The following is an 18815-nucleotide window of genomic DNA, read 5'->3' on the forward strand; positions in this document are numbered from 1 at the left end:
GCGGACCAGCGTGGTGAACAACCGCACGTCGGCCTCGGTGATGGTGTCACCGACCAGGTAACGCTGGTCGGTCAGCCGTTCGGTCAACCAGTCCAGTCGGTCGAAGAGCTGGTGGTACGCCTTGTCGTACGACTCCTGGCTGCCGGCGAAGCCGCACCGGTAGACGCCGTTGTTGACGTCCCGGAACACCACCGCGTTGACCTCGTCGATCTGCGCCCGCAGGTGCTCGGGGTAGAGCTGCGGTGCGCCCTCGCGGTGGTACGCGCCCCACTGCGTCGACAGGTCGAGGCTCATCTGCGCGTAGTCGTTGGTCACCACCTGCCCGGTCGGCACGTCCACGATCGCCGGCACGGTGATGCCGCGCTCGTAGCCGGGGAAGCGCTTGAAGTACGCCTCCTGGATGCGCTCGATGCCGAGCACCGGGTCCCGGCCGTCCGGGTCGAGGTCGAAGGTCCAGCTCCGGGCGTCGTGGGTCGGGCCGGCCACCGCCATCGAGATGGCGTCCTCCAGACCGAGCAACCGCCGCACGATGATCAGTCGGTTGGCCCACGGGCAGGCTCGGCTGACCGCCAGCCGGTACCGGCCCGGCTCCACCGGGTACCCGTCCCGCCCGTCCTCGGTGATCCGAGTGGCGATGTACCGCTGGTCGCGGGTGAACTCGCCGCCCGGCTCGACGTACTTGCCGCCTGTTTCCTCGCCCACGTCACCCTCCCGGTCAGGTCAGTGTCTCTACCCAATCCTCGCGGATCTACGGCGCACAGTGGTCCCGGATAACCTGCCGGCATGACGGATGTGGAGGCGGCGGCCCGGCGGTTCATTGCCGACGTGTGGAATGCCCGCCAGGAGGAGTCGGCGTACGAGCTGGTCGCCGAGGAGTGCCCGGGGCTGGGCGGCACCGGGCCGGAGGCGACGTTGGCCTGGCACCGCGAGCGCCGCGCGGCCTTCCCGGACCTGCGCTACAAGATCGTGGACGTGGTGGCGGCCGGCGAACGGGTGGCCGTGCACTGGCGGGCGGCCGGCACGCACGCCGGGCAGTTCGGGCCGGTGCCACCGACCGGGCAGGTGGTCAGCTACTCCGGGGCGACGTTCCTGCGCTTCGACGCGGCGGGCCGGATCGTCGAGGTGTGGAGCTGCAACGAGCTGTTCCAACTGCTCCAACAACTCGGCGTCGAGATGCTGCCCCCGACCGGCGTCAGCGGACCCGGGGCGTGATCCGACTGATCGCCAGGTTGATCGGGAAGGGCTCGCCGGTGTCGACGAACTTCGTCCACCGCCCGGTCTCGCTGTAGACCTCGTTCACCGCGTCGATCCGGTAGGTCACGACCTCCAGCGCGCCACCCTCCGTCTCGATCCGCCAGTAGTAGGGGATGCCCGCCTGGGCGTACAGCGCCGGCTTCAACACCCGATCGATCGAGCGGGTGCTCGGCGAGACGATCTCGATGGCGAGCACCACCTCGTGCGGTTCGTACTTCGACGGCTCGCGGGCGGCGGCGACCGACGTGGTCACCAGAACGTCGGGGATGAAGGACCGGGTGCGGTTGATCCGCACCTCGACGCCCTGAGTGACGTCGTAGTCGTCGGGGCAGTCAGCGTGCAGCTCGGCCATCAGTAGCCCAGCGATGATTTGATGCTTGCGGGTGGGGGAGGGGGACATCAGCAGCACTCCATCGAGCAGTTCCCGGCGGCGACCATCCTCGGGCAGCGCATCCAGGTCGTCAGTCGTCCACTCGCTCTCGGGCGGGTAGTCGCTCTGCAGCGCGGCGGTCATGGCAGGTCCTTCCAGGTGCGTTCGTTCTCCCCGCGACCACGGTACCGCCCTGGACCTGTGGGTGGTGGTCGCGCGCGCCGGGGCCACAGGGCAGGATGGTCGACATGAGCGACCCCAGCGAGCACGGCGACCCGGCCAGCGCCACCGGCGCACGCGGCCTGCCCGGCGCGGGCCTGGTGAAGGGGTTGGCGGTCACCCTCAAGACGATGACCAGCCGGTCGACCACCCAGCAGTACCCGGACGTCGCCCCTGACCTGCCGCCCCGCTCGCGCGGCGTGATCGCGTTGTCCGAGGAGAACTGCACGGTCTGCATGCTCTGCGCCCGCGAGTGTCCGGACTGGTGCATCTACATCGACTCGCACAAGGAGGAGGTGGCGGTGCCCGGCGCCGCCCGCCCCCGCCAGCGCAACGTGCTCGACAAGTTCGACATCGACTTCTCGCTCTGCATGTACTGCGGCATCTGCATCGAGGTCTGCCCGTTCGACGCGCTCTACTGGTCGCCGGAGTTCGAGTACGCCGAGTACGACATCAAGGACCTGCTGCACGACAAGGACCACCTGGGTCAGTGGATGGCCACGGTCCCGCCGCCGCCCGCGCATGACCCACACGGTGAGCCGGCCAAGGAGGAGACCGCCGCCGCGCGCAAGGCGGCCGCCGCCCGTCCGGCCCCTCCATCGGTACGCCCCGACGCCGATCAGGACCCCGCGTCGTGACCGCCCGAGCCGGAGGGGCGGCCCGGTGACCGGAGCGGATGTGCTGCTGCTCGCCCTCGGCGCGGTGGCGGTGGGTGCCGGCGTGCTGGTGGTGACCACGAAACACCTGGTCCGGGCCGGGCTCTACCTGGTGGTGTGCCTGGGCGCGCTGGCCGGTGACTTCCTGGTGCTCAGCGCCGAGTTGGTGGCCTGGGTGCAGGTGCTGATCTACGTGGGCGCGGTGGTGGTCCTGCTGCTGTTCGCGGTGATGCTGACCCGGGCCCCGATCGGGGCCTCCGACGACCTGGACCGCCCGGGCTGGCCGGCCGCCCTGATCGGCGGCGGCGCCGGGCTGGGGCTGACCGTCCTGCTCGTCGACGCGTACCGCTGGAGCAGCGTCGCGCTGCCCGCCGCGGGCACCGCCGAGCGGTTGGGGGAGCAGATCTTCCAGTCCTGGGTGCTGCCGTTCGAGGTGCTGTCCGTGCTGCTGCTCTCCGCCCTGGTGGGCGCGATCGTGCTGTCCCGGCCGGACATCGGCCGACCCGCCCCGCAACGCCCGGCAGCACCTGCTGCCAGGGTCGACGTCGAGCCCGGGGGGCGCCGGTGAGGCCGGTCATCCCGTACGTCACCGCCGCGTTGCTGTTCGGCCTCGGCGTCTACGGCGTGCTGCGCCGCCGCAACGCGGTGCTGGTGCTGATGTCGGTCGAGTTGATGCTCAACGCCGTCAACCTGATCCTGGTCACCGCGGACACCACCGCCCGCGCCGTGCTCCCGCACTCGGGGCAGGTCTTCGCGCTGTTCGTCATCGTCCTCGCCGCCGCCGAGATCGGCGTGGGGCTGGCGATCGTCCTCCAGCTCTACCGGTTGCGGGCCACCGTCGCGGTGGACGACGTGCCGCTGACCGAGCCGACGCAACCCGTCGACGAGCGGGAGCCGGCCGTCCTGGACGCGGAGGCTCGCCGGTGACCGGGCTGCTCGGGGCGTTGCTGCCCGCCGTACCGCTGGTCGCCGGCCTGCTCGGCCTGCTGCTGCCGCCGGCCCCCCGGCGGGACGGCGCGACCGGCGGCGATCGGGCCCGGACCGTGGCCGTCGCGCTCGGGGTCACCGGTGCGGCCGGCGCGCTGGCGTTGGCCGTCGCGCTGCTCGTCACCGTCGACGGGCCGACGGAGGCGTCGACCACCTGGGTCGACGTCGGCGGGCTGATGGTGACCCTCGGCGTACGGCTGGACGGCGCCGCCGCGCTGGTCGCGGTGGCGGTCACCGCGGTCGCCCTGGCGGTGCAGGTCTACTCGATCGGCTACCTACGGCGCGGTCCGCACGACGACATCGACGTCGACCACCGCTACCCGCCGTACGCCGCCCAGATCAGCCTCTTCACCGGTGCCATGCTGCTGGTGGTGGTCGCCGGCGACCTGATCATGCTGCTGGTCGGCTGGGAGGTGATGGGCCTCTGTTCGTACCTGCTCATCGCCCACGACCGCCGACTGCCCGGCGCGCCGGCCGCCGCGATGAAGGCGTTCCTGGTGACCCGGGTCGGTGACGTCGGGTTCCTGCTCGGCATCGCGCTGCTGGGCGTGTCGACGGGCAGCTTCCGGATCGCCGACGTGCTCGCCCACGACCACTCCGGCGCGACGTTGACCGCTGCCGGCCTGCTGCTGCTCGCCGGTGTCGCCGGTAAGAGCGCCCAGTTCCCGCTGCACACGTGGCTGCCGGACGCGATGGCCGGCCCGACGCCGATCTCCGCGCTGATCCACGCCGCCACGATGGTCGCCGCCGGCGTGTACGCCGTGGCCCGCCTCTACCCGCTGTTCACGGCCGCGCCGGTGACGCTGACGGTGCTCGGGGTGGTCGGCGCGATCACCCTGTTGCTCGGCGCGCTCGCCGCCACCGCGCAGGACGACATCAAGCGCGTGCTGGCCTGGTCGACGGTGTCCCAGTTGGGCTACATGACCGGTGCGCTGGCGGTCGGCTCCCCGTCTGCGGCGCTGTTCCACCTGCTCACCCACGCCGCGTTCAAGGCGCTGCTGTTCCTCGCCGCCGGCGTGGTCATCCACGCGGTCGGCACCACCCTGATGTCGGAGATGGGCGGGCTGCGGCGCACCATGCCGGTGACGTTCTGGTGCACCGTGGTGGGCCTGGGCGCGCTGGCCGGGGTGCCGCCGCTCGCCGGTTTCTGGAGCAAGGACGGCGTGTTGACGGTCGCCGAGTCCGCCGCGCTGGAGGGCACCGGCCCGGCACCGTCCTGGGTGGGCTGGCTGGTCTGGATCGCCGGGCTGCTCGGCGTGGCGATCACCGCCTGGTACGCCGGCCGGCTGCTGCTGCGCGCGTTCTTCGGCACACCACGCCTGCCGCTGGTCCGGCCGCACGACCCGCCGGCGGTGCTGCGCTGGCCGGTGCTGCTGCTGACCGTGCCGGCCGCGTTGCTCGGTCTGGCCGGGTTCGTCGGGGCGTTCGCCGACCGCCTGCGCTTCCCGACGGTGCCGGTGGCGGGCTCCGAGGACGGCCTGGTCCACCTGGCGCCGGGGGTGCTGTTGCCGCTCGCGTTGCTGCTGGTCGGCGCGGTGCTGGTCACGCTGGGCTGGCGTCGGGACCCGACCGCCGACCCGGCGGTCGCGCTGGGCCCGCTGCGGCCGATCTTCGCCCGCGCGTTCCGGCTCGACGACGTCCAGCACACCCTTGTCGTACGCCCCGTCCGCGCGCTGGCCCGCGTCGCGCGCACCGGTGACGAGGTGGTGGTGGACGGCGCTGTCGAGGGCAGTGGCCGGGCCGTGTCCGGTCTGGGCGCGGGGCTGGCCACGCTGCACCGGGCGGCGTTGCCCCGGGCCGCCGCCGGTGTGCTGGCCGGCGCGCTGCTGATCGGGCTGGCCGCCGCCGTGATCGGAGTGAACCAGTGAGCGCGAGGAGTGAGCCGAGTTTGCGAGCCCCGCAGTCGCGATCGAAGGCGATCCAGTGAGCGCGAGGAGTGAGCCGGGTTTGCGAGCCCCGCAGTCGCGATCGAAGGCGATCCAATGACGTTCGGGCAGGTGTTGCTGGTCGCTGTCCTGGCGGTGCCGGCGCTCGGCGCGGTCGCGGTGGCGGCGACCCCCCGGGACCGGGCGGCCCGGCTGGTCGGCACGGTCGCCGCGGCGCTGACCCTGCTGGCCGCGGTGCCGCTGGTGTTCGGGGGCCGGGGCTGGGTCGCCTGGTCGGCCGGCGCGCCGGCGGTGCGTCCGTGGCACCAACTGGACCTGCCCTGGGTGCCCGGCCTGGAGTTGCGCTTCCACCTCGGCGTCGACGGCATCTCCTGGCCGCTGGTGGTGTTGACCGCGCTGCTCACCCTGCTCTGCTGCGCGTACACGATGTGGCGGGTCCCGGACGGCGGCAGTGGCCGGGCGCTGGTCGCGTTGCTGCTGGTGGTCGAGGTGGGCATCCTGGGCACCTTCCTCGCCCTGGACCTGGTGCTGTTCTTCCTGTTCTTCGAGGTCGTCCTGCTGCCGATGTACGCGATCATCGCCGGTTGGGGTGGCACCGACCGGCGTCGGGCGGCCCGCAAGTTCGCGCTCTACACCCTGTTCGGCTCGGTGTTGCTGCTGGTCGGCGTGTACGTGGTGGTCGCCGCCGCCGGCACCGCCGACGTGGTGGCCCTGACCGGTGGGGCGGGGATGTCGCGCGGCACCCAGTTGGCCGCGTTCACCCTGCTGGCGTTGGCGTTCGCGGTGAAGAGCCCGCTGTGGCCGCTGCACTCCTGGCTGCCCGACGCGCACACCCAGGCCCCGACGGTGGGCAGCGTGGTGTTGGCCGGCGTGCTGTTGAAGATGGGCACCTACGGCCTGATCCGGGTGGCGGTGGGGGTTGCGCCGGAGGGCGCCCGGTGGGCGGCGCCGGTGCTCGGGGTGCTGGCCGTGGCCGCGATCCTGGTCGGCTCGCTGGTCTGCCTGGCCCAGTCCGACGTGAAGCGGCTGATCGCGTACTCCAGCGTGGGGCACATGGGCTTCGTGCTGCTGGGCGTCGCCACGCTGACCACCATCGGCATCCAGGCGGCGCTGATCGGCAACATCGCGCACGGGGTGATCACCGGTCTGCTGTTCTTCCTGGCCGGTGCGGTGAAGGACCGCACCGGCACGGGCACTCTCGCCGAGTTGTCCGGGCTGCGGGAGACCTCGCCCCGGTTGGCCGGTCTGCTGGCGTTCGCGGCTGTCGCGTCGCTCGGTCTGCCCGGGCTGGCCGGTTTCTGGGGTGAGGCGTTCGCGGTGATCGCGGCCGTCCAGGTGGGCGGCCCGCTCTGGATCACCCTCGGGGTGCTGGCCGCAGTCGGTGGTGCGCTCACCGCCGCGTACTTCCTGCGGCTGCTGCGCCAGGTCACCCACAACCGTCCGAGCCCCGCCGTCGGTCGGGTCGGCCCGGGTCTGGCCGGTGCGGAGCTGACCGCCTGGGTGCCGCTGGTGCTGCTCGCGTTGGCCATCGGGTTGGCACCGGCGCTGGTCCTCGGCGTCGCCGAGGCCCCCGTCGACGCCCTGATCGGGGTGGTCAAACCATGAACGTCGTGCAGAGCGTGGACAGCGTCGCGCTGCTGCCGGCCTACCTGGCCGCCGGCACCGCCGTGCTCGTGCTCCTCACCGACCTGCTGCTGGCCCGGCCACGGGCCACGATCGTGGTGGCCGCGCTGGGCGCGCTCGGCACCGCCGTCGGCGCCGCCCTGGTCGGCGCGGGTGGGGAGCGGCGCACGTTCTGTGTCGGCGCGGACTGCTCCTGGATCTTCGGCGGTCGGGCGGCCCTGGTCGGCGCGGTGGTGGCCCTGCTGACCCTGGGTGTGCTCGGGCTGTCCGTGCCCGCGCTGCGGGCGGGGCGGTCGCCGGTGGGGGAGTACTGCTTCCTGCTGGCCTGCTCGATGACCGGCGGCGTCGTGCTCGGTGCGGCCGGCGACCTGATCACCCTGATCGTCGCCCTGGAGACGCTGACCCTGCCGCTGTACGTGCTGGTGGGCCTGCGCCGGGGAAGCCTCGCCAGCGCCGAGGCGGCGGTGACGTTCTTCGTGGTCAGCGTGGTGGCGACCACGCTGACCCTGCTCGGAGCGGCGCTGCTGTACGCGGTGACCGGTGGGCTGCACCTGGAGCGGCTCAGCGCGTTGCTGGCCGACCGGCCGGAGCTGCGGGACCTGCCGCTGACCACGGCCGCGGTGGCGGTGCTGCTGGTCGGGCTGGCCTTCAAGGTGGCGGCGGTGCCGTTCCACGCCTGGGCGCCGGCCACCTACGACGGCGCGCCGCTGCCGGTGGCCGCGTACCTGTCGACGGCGTCGAAACTGGGCGGCCTGGTCGCTCTGCTCGCCGTCGTGCAGCGGGCGCTCCCGCCGGACCAGACCGGCCCGGTGCTCGCCCTGCTCGCCGTGCTCACCATGACCGTCGGCAACCTCGTCGCGCTGCGCCAGCGGCGTACCGTCCGGCTGCTCGCCTGGTCGTCCGTCGCGCAGGCCGGTTACATCCTCGCCCCGCTGGGAGCGTTGGCGCTGGCCGCCGGTCGCACCGACGAGGCACGCTCCGCCGCGTACGCCGCCGCGATGGCGTACGCCGTCTTCTTCGTGGTGTTGGAGCTGGCCGCGTTCGCCGGGGTGACCGCGCTGCGGCCGGCCGGTGCGGACGGCGGCACGCTGGACGACCTCCGTGGGGCGGCCCGCCGGCACCCCTGGCGCGCCGCGGCGCTCGGCCTGGCGCTGGTGGGCCTGGCCGGCCTGCCGCCGGGGCTCGCCGGCCTCTTCGCGAAGGTGACAGTGGTCCGGGCCCTGCTGGACGGTGGGGCGGCCTGGCTGGCGCTCGTGGTGGCGCTGAACGCGGTAATCGGGCTCGCCTACTACCTGCGGGTGACCGCCGCGCTCTGGGCACCGGCGACGACGCCGCCCGGCCCGGCCGCGGCGCAAGCCGGCGGCGGAGCGGCTGCCGTACCCGTGGTGGGTGTGGTGGCCGTGGTGCTGGCGGTGGCGACGGTGGCCGCCGTGGTGCTCGGCGTTGCCCCACAACTGGTGCTCGACCTGGCCGGCCGCTGACCCTGACCAGGCACTTCGGTCTCAGTGAACTCTCAGCGTTGAGACGGATGGTTGGCGGGTACGGGGTTGTTGAACCGGTCAGCGGATCCCGGCGATCCGTGCACCGAAGGAGACATCGTGCACCACAACCGTCTGAAGACCGCAGCGCTGCTTGGCCTGCTCAGCGCCCTGATCCTCGCGGTGGGCTACTGGTTCGGCGGCAGTGGCGGCCTCGTCATCGCTGTCGTCGTCTCTCTGGTCATGAACGGCGTCACCTACTTCTACTCCGACAAGCTCGCGCTGCGCTCGATGGGGGCGCAACCGGTCACCGAGGCACAGTTCCCCGAGCTGTACCGGATGGTGCGCGAGTTGGCCACCGACGCCCGGCAGCCGATGCCGCGCCTCTACGTGAGCCCGACCTCGCAGCCCAACGCGTTCGCCACGGGTCGTAACCCGCAGCACGCGGCCGTCTGCGTGACCCAGGGCATCACCGAGATCCTCGACTACCGCGAGCTGCGCGGTGTGATCGGGCACGAGCTGTCACACGTCTACAACCGGGACATCCTCATCTCCAGCGTGGCGGCGGGTCTGGCCAGCATCATCACCCTGCTGGCGAACCTCGCCTTCTTCATCCCGCTGGGCGGCGGGGACGACGAGGACCGGCCGAACCCGGCCGTGCTGCTGCTCACCCTGATCCTCGGCCCGATCGCGGCCACGGTGATCCAGCTGGCGATCAGCCGGAGCCGTGAGTTCCAGGCCGACGCCTCGGGTGCCGAGTTGAGCCGCGACCCGCTGGCCCTGGCCAGCGCGCTCCGCAAGATCGATGCGGTGGCCCGCCGCCGGCCGTTGCCGGCCCAGGGCCAGCTCACCAGCACCGCGCACCTCATGATCGCCAACCCGTTCCGGGGCGGCGGCATGGCGGCGCTCTTCTCCACCCACCCGAAGATGGAGGACCGGGTCGCCCGGCTGGAGCAGATGGCCGCCAACGCGGGGCCGGTGCAGTTCCAGCGCTGACCCGCTGATCCACGCCTCCGCCCGTACCTGGTCGCACCGGGTACGGGCGGAGCGCTGTTATCCGTTGTCCTTCCGCCCGGCGGCAGCGTTAGGGTCGTAACGGCTCACGCTCATTACATCTTCGGGAGGTTCCGGTGGCCGCGCTGCGTCAGTACCTGGGTGTGTGGCGGATCCCCGGCGCGCCGATGCTGCTGATCACCGGCATCATCGGGCGACTCGGGATCGGCATGACCCCGCTGGCGCTGCTGCTGGTGGTCGAGAATGTCACCGGGCGCTACGCGCTGGCCGCCATCGCGGGCGGGATCTACGCCGTCGCCGGCGCCGCGCTCAGCCCCGTGGCCGGGCGGGTCGCCGACCGCGTCGGCCCCACCCCCGTCCTGCTGGTGACCGCCGTGGCCCACCCCGTGGCACTCATCGCGCTGCTGCTGGCCAGCCGCTCGGGCGACGACGCCCTACCCACCATCTACCTCGCCAGCGCCGTGGCCGGTGCCACGTACCCGCCGCTCACCGCCGCCATCCGTAACGCCTGGAACGACCTGACCGGCCCCAACTCCGGCCGGTACCACCTGCGCAACACCGCGCTCGCCGCCGAGACGTCGCTGTTCGAGATCGTCTTCGTGCTCGGCCCACTGCTCGTCGCCGGCTTCGTGCTGGTCGCCGACGCGGCGGCCGCGCTGATCGGTGCGGCCGTGGTCACCCTGGTCGGCACGACCGCCGTGGCCCTCGGCCAGGTGATGCGCGGCTGGCGTCCGCACCCGAAGGAGCACCACGCCAGGGGGCTCGGGCCACTGCGGGTCGGTGGATTCCCGGCCCTGCTGGTGTGCGTCGCCGGTCTCGGCATCGCGTTCGGCGCCGCCGGGGTGATCGTCCCCGCGTACGCGAGCGGCCACACCACCGACGACCCGGAGAGCCTCGCCGGCCTCCTGCTGGCGGTCTGGGGGATCGGCAGCGCCATCGGCGGGTTCTGGTTCGGCGTCCGCAAGCCGGCACCGAACATGACCCGCCAGTTCGCCCTGCTGCTGGCCGCGCTGGCCGGCACCTTCGTGGTGTTCGCGGTGATGCCCACCCCGCTGGCGCTCGGTGTCGCGTTGGTCGTCGGCGGGGCCACCATCGCGCCCGCGCTCACCCTGGAGAACACCCTGGTCGGCCGGATCGCCCCGGCCGGCATGCTGAACGAGGCGTACACCTGGGTGGTCACCGTGGCGGTGGCGGCGAGCGCGGCCGGCGGCTCGGTGGCCGGCCTGATCGTGGACCACGCCGGCGGCGTCAGCTGGGCTTTCCTCTTCGCCGGAGCGGCGGTCGCCGTCGGGGCCGCCGTCGCCGCGCTGCCCGCCGGGCCCATCGCCCGTGCGGAAAACGCAGCGGTACGCGCCGAACAGCCCGTCACCGTCTGACCCGCCGTCCTCCGTGCGGGCGTGCGTGCCGTGCGGCTTGATCGACTCGGGGTCGTTGCGGGCTTGATCGACTCGGGGTCGTTGCGGGCTTGATCGACTCGGGTTCCTTGAAATCGGGGTGTCCCTGCGCGGCGGACACCCCGATTTCAAGGAACTCGGGTTCCGCCGCCTACCCTGGGCTCATGGCCAAGCTTCTATATTCGGCGACGGCGTCGCTCGACGGCTACATCGCCGGCCCCGGCGGCGACATGTCCTGGCTGACCGACCACCTCGGGGGTGAGAATCCGACGGCGGAGCGCCTGCTCCACAGCGTCGGCGCGATCCTGGCCGGCAACGGCACGTTCGGCGGCGACGACCCGAACCGCGGCACCGACAACGAAGGCGCGTTCGGCGGCCAGTACCACGGGCCGGTGTTCGTCCTCACCCACCGTCCACCGGCCGAGCCACCCGCCGACGTGACGTTCGTCGGTGACCTGCACGCCGCCGTGGCCCAGGCCAAGGAGGCAGCCGGGGACAGGTACGTCAACATCCTGGGCGCGAACGTCGCCAAGCAGTGCATCGAGGCCGGGCTGCTCGACGAGGTCCTCATGTTCTTCGCCCCGGTGCTGCTCGGCGACGGGGTGCGCATGTTCGACCACCCGGGCGGCACCAAGGTGCGATTGGTGCCACTGCCCGGCGAGACCGAGCACTGGTACACCGTCGTCTACTGAACCCGCGTCGTCGGTGGTGAGTCCCGTGGAGCACCTCGATGAGACCCGGAGCGAGCAGTCAGCCTACGAATGACCACGCGGCAGTGACGCCACCTGGATGACGCGCTCGACAGCGAGGCCAGCTCAGCGGCAGAGACCGGTGATCCCCGCCAGATCGTGGGTCGACGCCGCCGGACCGCCCAGTGGGCCGGGCCCGACCTACCGGTAGTTGTTGAACTGGAGAGCGACGCCGAAGTCCTCGCCCTTGAGCAGCGAGATGACCGCCTGGAGGTCGTCCCTCTTCTTGCCGGTGACCCGCAACTGGTCGCCCTGGATCTGCGCCTGCACGCCCTTGGGGCCTTCCTCGCGGATCTTCTTGCTGATCGCCTTGGCCTTGTCCGTCTCGATGCCCTGGATCACCTTGCAGTCGATCTTGAAGATCTTGCCGGACCCGCGCGGCTCGCCGGCGTCCAGCGACTTCAGCGAGATGTTCCGCTTGACCAGCTTCTCCTTGAACACGTCCAGTGCGGCGAGGACCCGCTCCTCAGTCTCCGCCTGAAGACCGATCGCCTCCTCACCGGACCAGGAGATCTCCGCACCGGTGCCGCGGAAGTCGAACCGCGTCGCGAGCTCCTTTTCCGCCTGCCGAAGGGCGTTGTCGACCTCCTGGCGGTCAACCTTGCTCACGATGTCGAACGACGGGTTCGCTGCCATGTTTCTGCTCCTGCTGTCCGGCGGTCTGGGCTTGCCGTCGGCCACCGACCAGCGGCACGACCCCCTGACCGTACCCGGTTGCGTAGGTGCCGGGGGGAGCCGCTATCCTTGCTTCCGCCGCCGCGTTACGACGCGGTGGGGTGCCCTGGCGGGTTGCCCGAGCGGCCAATGGGAGCGGACTGTAAATCCGTCGCGAAAGCTTCAGAGGTTCGAATCCTCTACCCGCCACCAGGGAGCGGCAAGGCCCTTGACCTGCGGAAACGCTTGGTTGAGGGCCTTCGCCGTCTGCGGCTCGTTTGACGCTGGTCGACCCTCCTAGACCCTCTGATCGGGCACGTAGCGGGCACATCCTGGACAGGAGATGAGATGCCAGAAGGTAGGCCCTCGGTCCCGATGGCGATTCAGCGCGACGTCCTGGTCGAGGCTGGTCATCGCTGCGCGATCCCGACCTGTCGTCAGGTTCCGACTGAGTTGGCTCACATTGATCCCTGGAGCAAGGTCCAAGAGCACACGTTCGCAAACATCATCGCCCTCTGCCCGACGTGCCACTCCCGATACGACCAGGGGCAGATCGACCGGCAGTCGATGTTGCAGTACAAGGCCAACCTGTCGGTGCTGAACCACCGCTACGGTGACCTTGAACGAAGGTTGCTGGAGCTTTTCGCGGCAGAGCCGAAGACGGCCGTGATTCAACTGCCAGGCGGCTTCGGGATCATGCTCAGCTACCTGATTCAGGATGCCCTCCTGGTGCCGGTGGACATGGGCGGGAACCGGGGCTACATCATGGGGATGCCTGCGGCGGAGTGTTTCGGCCTCACCGAGAAAGGTCGAGAGTTCGTCACGCGCTGGGCGCAAGCTCGTCCGGTGGACTAGCGGATCTCCTCGTCGGGCAGTCGTCAGACCGTCCGGCCTCCCCAAACGGGGCCAAGGTGGAGCGCCCTACCGTACGAACGGCCTTGACCCCGTTTGGGGAGGCTGGTAGCCGACATCCGGGCGCTGGCCACCGAGTACCCGGCACCTGCCGACGCGGCGGACATCCTCGCCCAGGTCGACCGGGAAACCGCCACCGAGCCAACCCGGCCGCCTCTGCCCCGGCAACGTCGCGGACCACTGCTGCCGGATTCGCTGCTGAACATCCTCGACCGGGACACCGACGGGGGTGAGCCGCGGTGACCGCCCCGACCGACGGCCGAACCTTCTACCGGCTCCGCGCCCCCGGGCACCGACGGCGCCAGACCGGCAAGGGACCACGGGTGATCAAGCTCCCGAATGGGCAGCTTCGGGTCCGCCGGTCGGCGCTCGGTCGGTGGCTTGGCGACCTGGGGCAGGACGCGGCATGAAGAGCTACGAGGTCCAGATCTGGGAGATCGCTAAGCGCGCTGACCGGAAGGCTCGGCCGTGGCGGGTCCGCTGGGCGGTTAGCGGCCAACGCTTCGAGGACATGTTCCGTACCAAAGCCCTGGCGCACTCGTTCCGCGCCGAGCTGGTCCAGGCGGCCAACGCGGGGGAGCCCTTCGACCCGGCCACCGGCCGCCCGGTCTCCGAGGCCAGAACCAAGAACCCCACCACCTGGTACGCGCACAGCCGGGCGTACGTCGAGATGAAGTGGCCCCGGGCAGCGGCCAAGACCCGGCGCTCGATCGTCGAAGCGCTGACCTCGATCACGGTGACCCTGACCCGGCCGGCGAAGCGGGGCCGACCGACTGACGCCCTGCTCCGTGAGGCGCTGTACCTCTACGGCCTCAACCCCCGCCGCTGGTCCGATGAGATCCCCGCCGACCACGCGGCGGCGCTCGCCTGGCTGGAAACCGCGTCCCTCCCGGTAGTCGAACTCGATTCACCGGCGATGGTCCGCCCGGGTCCTCGACAGCCTGTGCGTACGCCTCGACGGCAAGCCGGCGGCGGCCTCCACCGTCCAGCGGAAGCGAGCCACCTTCCACAACGTGCTCGGGTACGCCGTCGAGCTGGAGCTGATCGCCTCCAACCCGGTCGACCGGGTTCAGTGGACTGCTCCCGAGGTCGCGCAATCGATCGACCGGCGGGTGGTGGCGAACCCGGCCCAGGTCGCCACGCTGCTGGAGGCGGTGAAATCTCTCGGCAAACGCGCCGACAAGGTCACGGCCTTCTTCGGCTGCCTCTACTACGCGGGCATGCGTCCCTCGGAAGCCGCGGACCTACGGCGGGAGGACTGCGACCTTGCCGGCCGGTGCGCCGACTGCGGGGCCGACTTCGACGACCTGGCGGCGGTGAAGCCTTCCCGGTCCTGCGACCACGAGAAGATCGAATATCGCTGGGGCCGCCTGGTGCTCCCCGGCACCTCGCCGCGTGCCGGATCGCACTGGACCGATGACGGCGGCTCCCACGAGCGACGCGGACTCAAGCACCGGGGAGGGCTGAGACTCGGACGGTCCCGATCCCGCCCGGCTCGTCGAGCTGCTGTGCGCGCATGTCGAGAATCACGGAGTCGGTCCGGACGGCCGGTTCTTCCGGGGTCTGCACGGTGGGCCGCTGTCGGAGTCGGTCTACGACCGGTGGTGGAAGCTCGCCCGCGAAAAGGCCCTGACCGAATCGCAGGTCGCCTCGCCGCTCGTCCGCCGGCCCTACGACCTGCGGCACGCGGCGGCCTCGCTCTGGCTGAATGCCGGCGTCCCGCCGACCGAGGTCGCCCGGCGCCTGGGCCACGGCGTCGCCGTCCTGCTCCGCGTCTACGCCAACTGCATCGACGGCGGCGACGAGACCATGAACGACAAGATCGGCGACGCCCTCGGATGAGCGGTCGAGTGGACGAGATGCGCTAGATGTTGAGGAGTGGAGTTGCCTGTATCGCCAGCATCACCCCGGCCTGATGTTCACGTCGAGGTCCGTTCGATCACGACCAACGAAAGCCCGGTGCCGGCGTTGCGGCTCTGGGGCATCCGCCGGTCAATAACTCTGGCTGTCGCAGCCGCGTTGACGGTGGTCGTCGCCTTGATCGTCGCAGCGTCGTGGTACGCGGGTTGGCCTGGTATTCGGCGGGATGCAACCGTCACGACGGCTACTCTCTTCGACCTCCTGAAGCTCGTTTTTGCCGTTGTGGCGGGCGTTGGTGGCGTCGCGGCTCTGGTGGTCGCATATCGTCGGCAGCGAGTCGCAGAGCACACGAACGAGCTGGCCGAGTTCGCTCACCAACTGGCATTCGCAGCTGACCTGCGCGCCGAGGTTGCCAAAGCTCTCGCTGAGGCCGCAGACGAACGGGCCAAGGTGGAGACAGAACGTAACGGTGTCCGCCTGTTCAACGAACGCTTCGCCAAGGCGTCCGAGCAGATTGGTTCGGACAAGGCGGCCATTCGACTGGCTGGGGTGTACGCCACGGCCGGTCTTGCAGATGACTGGCGGGAGGGGCGACAGACCTGCATTGACGTCCTCTGCGCCTACCTCCGTATGCCCTACACGTCGCCGGAGACTCCCAGCGGAGCTTCGGCACGGCAAGCTGATGGCCAAGCGCCGATCGTGGACGCGGAGACGAACCGGGCCGCTCACGAGGAGCGGGAGGTGCGTCATACCGTCATCCGACTGATCGGTAGGCATCTACGCCTAGTCGATGAGGATCTGACATCATGGCGCGGCCTCGACTTCGATTTCACCGGTGCAGTTTTCGACGGTGGTGACTTCTCGGACGCGACGTTCAGTGGTGGGCGGGTGTCCTTCGATGAGGCGTCGTTCAACGGTGGGAAGGTGAACTTTCGCAGGACGTCGTTCAGTGGTGGTCGGGTGTCCTTTGCCGGGGCGTCGTTCAGTGCCGGATATGTGGCCTTCGATGGGGCTTCGTTCAGTGGCGGGCTAGTGAACTTTCGCCGGGCGTCTTTCACTGGCGGGGATGTGTCCTTTAGTGAAGCCTCGTTCAGTGGCGGCGATGTGTCATTTGGTGGGGCGTCGTTCAGTGGTGGCGGGGGGAACTTTGGTGGGGCGTCGTTCAGCGGCGGGGATGTGTCATTTGGTGGGGCGTCGTTCAGTGGTGGCCGGGTGAACTTTGGTGGGGCGTCGTTCAGTGGTGGGCGCGTGAACTTCGTTGGAGCCTCGTTCAGTGCCGGGTGGGTGAGCTTCGGCGTGGCGTCGTTCACTGCCGGGTGGGTGAACTTTGGCGTGGCGTCGTTCGATGGTGGGCGGGTGTACTTCGACGGGGCGTCGTTTAGTGGGGGGCAGGTGCGGCTTGACAAGGCGCTCATCGAAGTGCCACCTGAGTTCGACGCTTGGCCTGGCGGGTCGCCTCCAGAGGGACTTCTACTGCCGCCGAAGGCGCGAGCGTGGGCGGATGGTGGGCACTGGGATGCGAGCGCGGCGGTCGACGCAGAGAAACAGCAGGTCAACGCCGCTGACTCGGCCAAGATCTCTGACGCCCTGTAAATCCGTCGCGAAAGCTTCAGAGGTTCGAATCCTCTACCCGCCACCAGGTGCAGACACGGCCCCTGACCAGCAGAGATGCTGATCGGGGGCCGTTGTCGTTGATCTGGCCGAGTCTGGCTGAGCCCAGCCGGAGGCGACTGGGTGTGGGCAGATCGGTCTTGCATCTGCCGGTCGACGTCGAGTGGCCGAGCATGGATTCCTTGGACTCGGGCAAACCGGCCCCTCACGTGGACGGAAACGTCGACGGACCGGCAGGATGGCCCGGTGGAGCGAGACACCCTGATCGCCCTTCTCTGCGCGGAGGACGGTGACGTCTACGAGTCATGTCGTGACGCTCTGCAAGCGGGCTACGACTTCGAGGTCTTCGACGGGGCCGTACCGGTTGAGGCCCTGCTCACCACCTACCGGCGTCGAGAGCGTCACACCCGTACGCGCGGCATTCGGACGCTCGGGTTCGTTCAGGCGGTGGATCGGCTGGTCTCGGCCGAAAGACTGGGAGAATTGCTGATCGGTCAGGTTGGCGGCGCCGGGACAACGTGGTTCTACCAACTCTTCCTCACACCTGACGGCTCCCGCCTCGTCGCCTGCCTCGCGGTCAGTCAGGACAGGGAAGACGCTGCACGACGGTAGCCGGCGGATCGACTGCCCCCACCTCGGCGTGGGGCGGCTGCCCGGCGGTATCCGGTGGCTTTCCGCCCCGGCTGGACCAAACCCTGCACCTTGGCGCCAATACCACCGGTAGTCGTTGCGCAGGGTGATCCGCGATCCCTGTCTCGGCCGGGCGGTCGCTGGGCCGTTGCCAGGCTGGGCGAGTGCCAGCGGCGCCAGCGCTCCGGCGCCGGCCGAGTCGATGCGGTAGGTGAGACGTCCCGGTCCCGGTCGTCTTCACCACCTTCCCGGGCGAGATCTGGGCTGCCCCGCGCAGTCGGGTCGAGGCGGTCTACCCCGGAGTCGCGTACTTCGACGAGGCTGACAGTGGCGGCCACTTCGCGGCCTGGGAGGAGCAGGACCTCTTCTCGGCCGAGATTCGAGCCGCGTTCCGGCCGCTACGGAAAGCCTGAACCGCAGCCGGTCCAAGCAAGAACCTGCTGGTCAGTGAGCCGCAATAGCCACTAATACCGGTGCCGCTCGTCGGATGCTCCAGTTAATTCGTCGGTACGGGTCTACCGCCCGGCACTAAGTGGTGAATCCCGGTCGGCGTCCGCGGCGAAAACATTCCGCCTGCGAATGCCGTACGCGGAAATGCGCGACCCGCCTGATTGTTGCGGAAGGCCGCCGGCCGGGAATGGGAACGGGCTGGCCGTCTGTGCGACGGCCTGTGCCAGGGCGACACCGATGTCGGCCACTGACGACACCGCAGGCGCGTGTCCCGGGGACGGCGAGGCTGCGACGCTGGCGTCGGCCGGACCGGTCGCAAGGGGTCGACGTCTTGGATCTCCGGTGCCACCGGAGCTGGTGCGCTCGGCTGCCGGCATCACCGGTAGGTCTGTGCTCGGAGAGCGCCCGCGCCGGGGCCAGTTCCCTGATCACCGCATCGACAAACATCCTCCCGCGTGTTCGACCCCACCCCCCGGAAGTTTCCCGCTACTCTCAGCCTTCGGTGGTACGTGGAGAGTGAGCTGCACCTGGGCGTCCTCGATGCACTGGGCGCACGACGTCAGCCGAAAGCTCACCCCGAGCACCTCCGGTCGGCGCTACCCCGGGTCCGATGAGCCAGGGAATAGCGCGATTTGTCGCCTCTGGGTCAGCAAGGGCAAAGTTCCGAATCGCCGCCTTAGCTGGAAGCCGCACTATGTGCTGATGGGTGGTCCGGGATCGCGTTCCGTAGACGCTCCGTCTGCCACTTATTACCAAGCGGTCACCTCAACCGGCCGGCTTGCCCGGTCGGCCATGCCGATCGGCCGTACGTGGGCTTTGCGGGTCGTTTCGACTGTGGCACGATCAGGGGCACTGATTCTTGTTCTGACCCCCCGACAGGAGCACGCTGATGTTTGGACGGTCGCCGCGCCGCCTTCGCGCCGCCCTCGCGTTCGCGGCCGTGGTCGCGTTCGCGGGCGCCTTCTCTGGTCAAGCCAGTGATCTTCAGCTGTTCGACTACTCGTGGGGCGCGCCGGTCCTCGACAAGGGCGCCACCGTCGCCCGATAGGCCCGGTTCCGCAACACCCA

The 18815-nt window shown here is 70.4% G+C and carries 18 protein-coding genes and 1 tRNA gene; 16 read left to right on the plus strand and 3 right to left on the minus strand.

The annotated features are described in order from the left end of the window. Positions 1–702 (minus strand): glutathione S-transferase C-terminal domain-containing protein (locus LADH09A_RS13280; protein WP_238645312.1); only part of this gene is annotated, 702 nt, incomplete at its 3' end. An 81-nt stretch (positions 703–783) separates the two neighbouring features. Between LADH09A_RS13280 and LADH09A_RS13285 the strand changes: the two genes are divergently transcribed. Beyond that, on the plus strand, positions 784–1212 hold the full coding sequence (locus tag LADH09A_RS13285; RefSeq protein WP_238645313.1) for an ester cyclase: 429 nt from the start codon (positions 784–786) through the stop codon (positions 1210–1212). Here the strand turns inward: LADH09A_RS13285 and LADH09A_RS13290 are convergent. Continuing rightward, positions 1193–1768 (minus strand): Uma2 family endonuclease, encoded by a 576-nt coding sequence (locus LADH09A_RS13290; RefSeq protein WP_238645314.1) that lies wholly within the window; start codon positions 1766–1768, stop codon positions 1193–1195. The two genes, LADH09A_RS13285 and LADH09A_RS13290, sit on opposite strands and share 20 nt — an antisense overlap. Before the next feature lie 95 nt (positions 1769–1863). On the opposite strand from LADH09A_RS13290, the gene LADH09A_RS13295 reads away from it, so the two are divergent. The 9 genes from LADH09A_RS13295 (at position 1864) to LADH09A_RS13335 (ending at position 11573) form a co-directional block, all read left to right on the plus strand. Continuing rightward, positions 1864–2481 carry a NuoI/complex I 23 kDa subunit family protein gene (locus LADH09A_RS13295; RefSeq protein ID WP_238645315.1) on the plus strand — a complete coding sequence of 206 codons (618 nt, stop codon included), beginning with the start codon at positions 1864–1866 and terminating at the stop codon, positions 2479–2481. Positions 2482–2506: 25 nt separating this feature from the next. Next, complete coding sequence (locus LADH09A_RS13300) at positions 2507–3067, plus strand: NADH-quinone oxidoreductase subunit J family protein (protein ID WP_238645318.1); 561 nt, start codon at positions 2507–2509, stop codon at positions 3065–3067. Then, positions 3064–3426: an NADH-quinone oxidoreductase subunit NuoK gene (gene nuoK, locus LADH09A_RS13305; protein ID WP_238645319.1), complete on the plus strand. Its 363-nt coding sequence runs from the start codon at positions 3064–3066 to the stop codon at positions 3424–3426. The genes LADH09A_RS13300 and nuoK overlap by 4 nt, the downstream gene beginning before the upstream one ends. Beyond that, entirely contained in the window at positions 3423–5354 is a 1932-nt protein-coding gene (locus tag LADH09A_RS13310; protein ID WP_238645320.1) for an NADH-quinone oxidoreductase subunit 5 family protein, read from the plus strand. Before nuoK ends, LADH09A_RS13310 begins: the two co-directional genes overlap by 4 nt. A gap of 114 nt (positions 5355–5468) precedes the next feature. Beyond that, positions 5469–6977 carry a complex I subunit 4 family protein gene (locus LADH09A_RS13315; RefSeq protein WP_238645322.1) on the plus strand — a complete coding sequence of 503 codons (1509 nt, stop codon included), beginning with the start codon at positions 5469–5471 and terminating at the stop codon, positions 6975–6977. Continuing rightward, entirely contained in the window at positions 6974–8476 is a 1503-nt protein-coding gene (locus LADH09A_RS13320) for an NADH-quinone oxidoreductase subunit N (RefSeq protein ID WP_238645324.1), read from the plus strand. Before LADH09A_RS13315 ends, LADH09A_RS13320 begins: the two co-directional genes overlap by 4 nt. 117 nt (positions 8477–8593) lie before the next feature. After that, on the plus strand, positions 8594–9469 hold the full coding sequence (htpX, locus tag LADH09A_RS13325; protein WP_179781045.1) for a zinc metalloprotease HtpX: 876 nt from the start codon (positions 8594–8596) through the stop codon (positions 9467–9469). Between the two features lie 134 nt (positions 9470–9603). After that, complete coding sequence (locus LADH09A_RS13330) at positions 9604–10863, plus strand: MFS transporter (protein ID WP_238645327.1); 1260 nt, start codon at positions 9604–9606, stop codon at positions 10861–10863. 182 nt (positions 10864–11045) lie between these two features. Then, complete coding sequence (locus tag LADH09A_RS13335) at positions 11046–11573, plus strand: dihydrofolate reductase family protein (RefSeq protein WP_238645329.1); 528 nt, start codon at positions 11046–11048, stop codon at positions 11571–11573. Between the two features lie 198 nt (positions 11574–11771). Here LADH09A_RS13335 and LADH09A_RS13340 read toward each other — a convergent pair whose 3' ends face one another. Then, positions 11772–12266 (minus strand): YajQ family cyclic di-GMP-binding protein, encoded by a 495-nt coding sequence (locus LADH09A_RS13340; RefSeq protein WP_238645331.1) that lies wholly within the window; start codon positions 12264–12266, stop codon positions 11772–11774. Between the two features lie 147 nt (positions 12267–12413). Here LADH09A_RS13340 and LADH09A_RS13345 point away from each other — a divergent pair. The 6 genes from LADH09A_RS13345 to LADH09A_RS13375 all read left to right on the plus strand — a co-directional run bounded on the left by LADH09A_RS13345 (position 12414) and on the right by LADH09A_RS13375 (position 18795). Then, a tRNA-Tyr gene (locus LADH09A_RS13345) sits at positions 12414–12497 on the plus strand. Between the two features lie 162 nt (positions 12498–12659). Further along, entirely contained in the window at positions 12660–13139 is a 480-nt protein-coding gene (locus LADH09A_RS13350; protein ID WP_238645332.1) for an HNH endonuclease signature motif containing protein, read from the plus strand. A gap of 93 nt (positions 13140–13232) precedes the next feature. Then, the gene (locus tag LADH09A_RS13355) at positions 13233–13439 is read left to right on the plus strand and encodes a hypothetical protein (RefSeq protein WP_238645334.1); all 207 of its coding nucleotides are present in this window, start codon (positions 13233–13235) and stop codon (positions 13437–13439) included. A 1635-nt stretch (positions 13440–15074) separates the two neighbouring features. Continuing rightward, a complete protein-coding gene (locus LADH09A_RS13365; RefSeq protein WP_238645336.1) occupies positions 15075–16649 on the plus strand; it encodes a pentapeptide repeat-containing protein in 1575 nt (524 codons plus the stop codon). Between the two features lie 264 nt (positions 16650–16913). Beyond that, positions 16914–17279, plus strand: a complete 366-nt coding sequence (locus LADH09A_RS13370) for a hypothetical protein (protein ID WP_238645338.1) — start codon at positions 16914–16916, stop codon at positions 17277–17279. Positions 17280–18636: 1357 nt separating this feature from the next. Continuing rightward, on the plus strand, positions 18637–18795 hold the full coding sequence (locus LADH09A_RS13375) for a hypothetical protein (RefSeq protein WP_167524762.1): 159 nt from the start codon (positions 18637–18639) through the stop codon (positions 18793–18795). Positions 18796–18815: the final 20 nt, after the last annotated feature.

This window comes from Micromonospora cabrerizensis (assembly GCF_022230955.1).
Lineage (GTDB): Bacteria > Actinomycetota > Actinomycetes > Mycobacteriales > Micromonosporaceae > Micromonospora > Micromonospora cabrerizensis.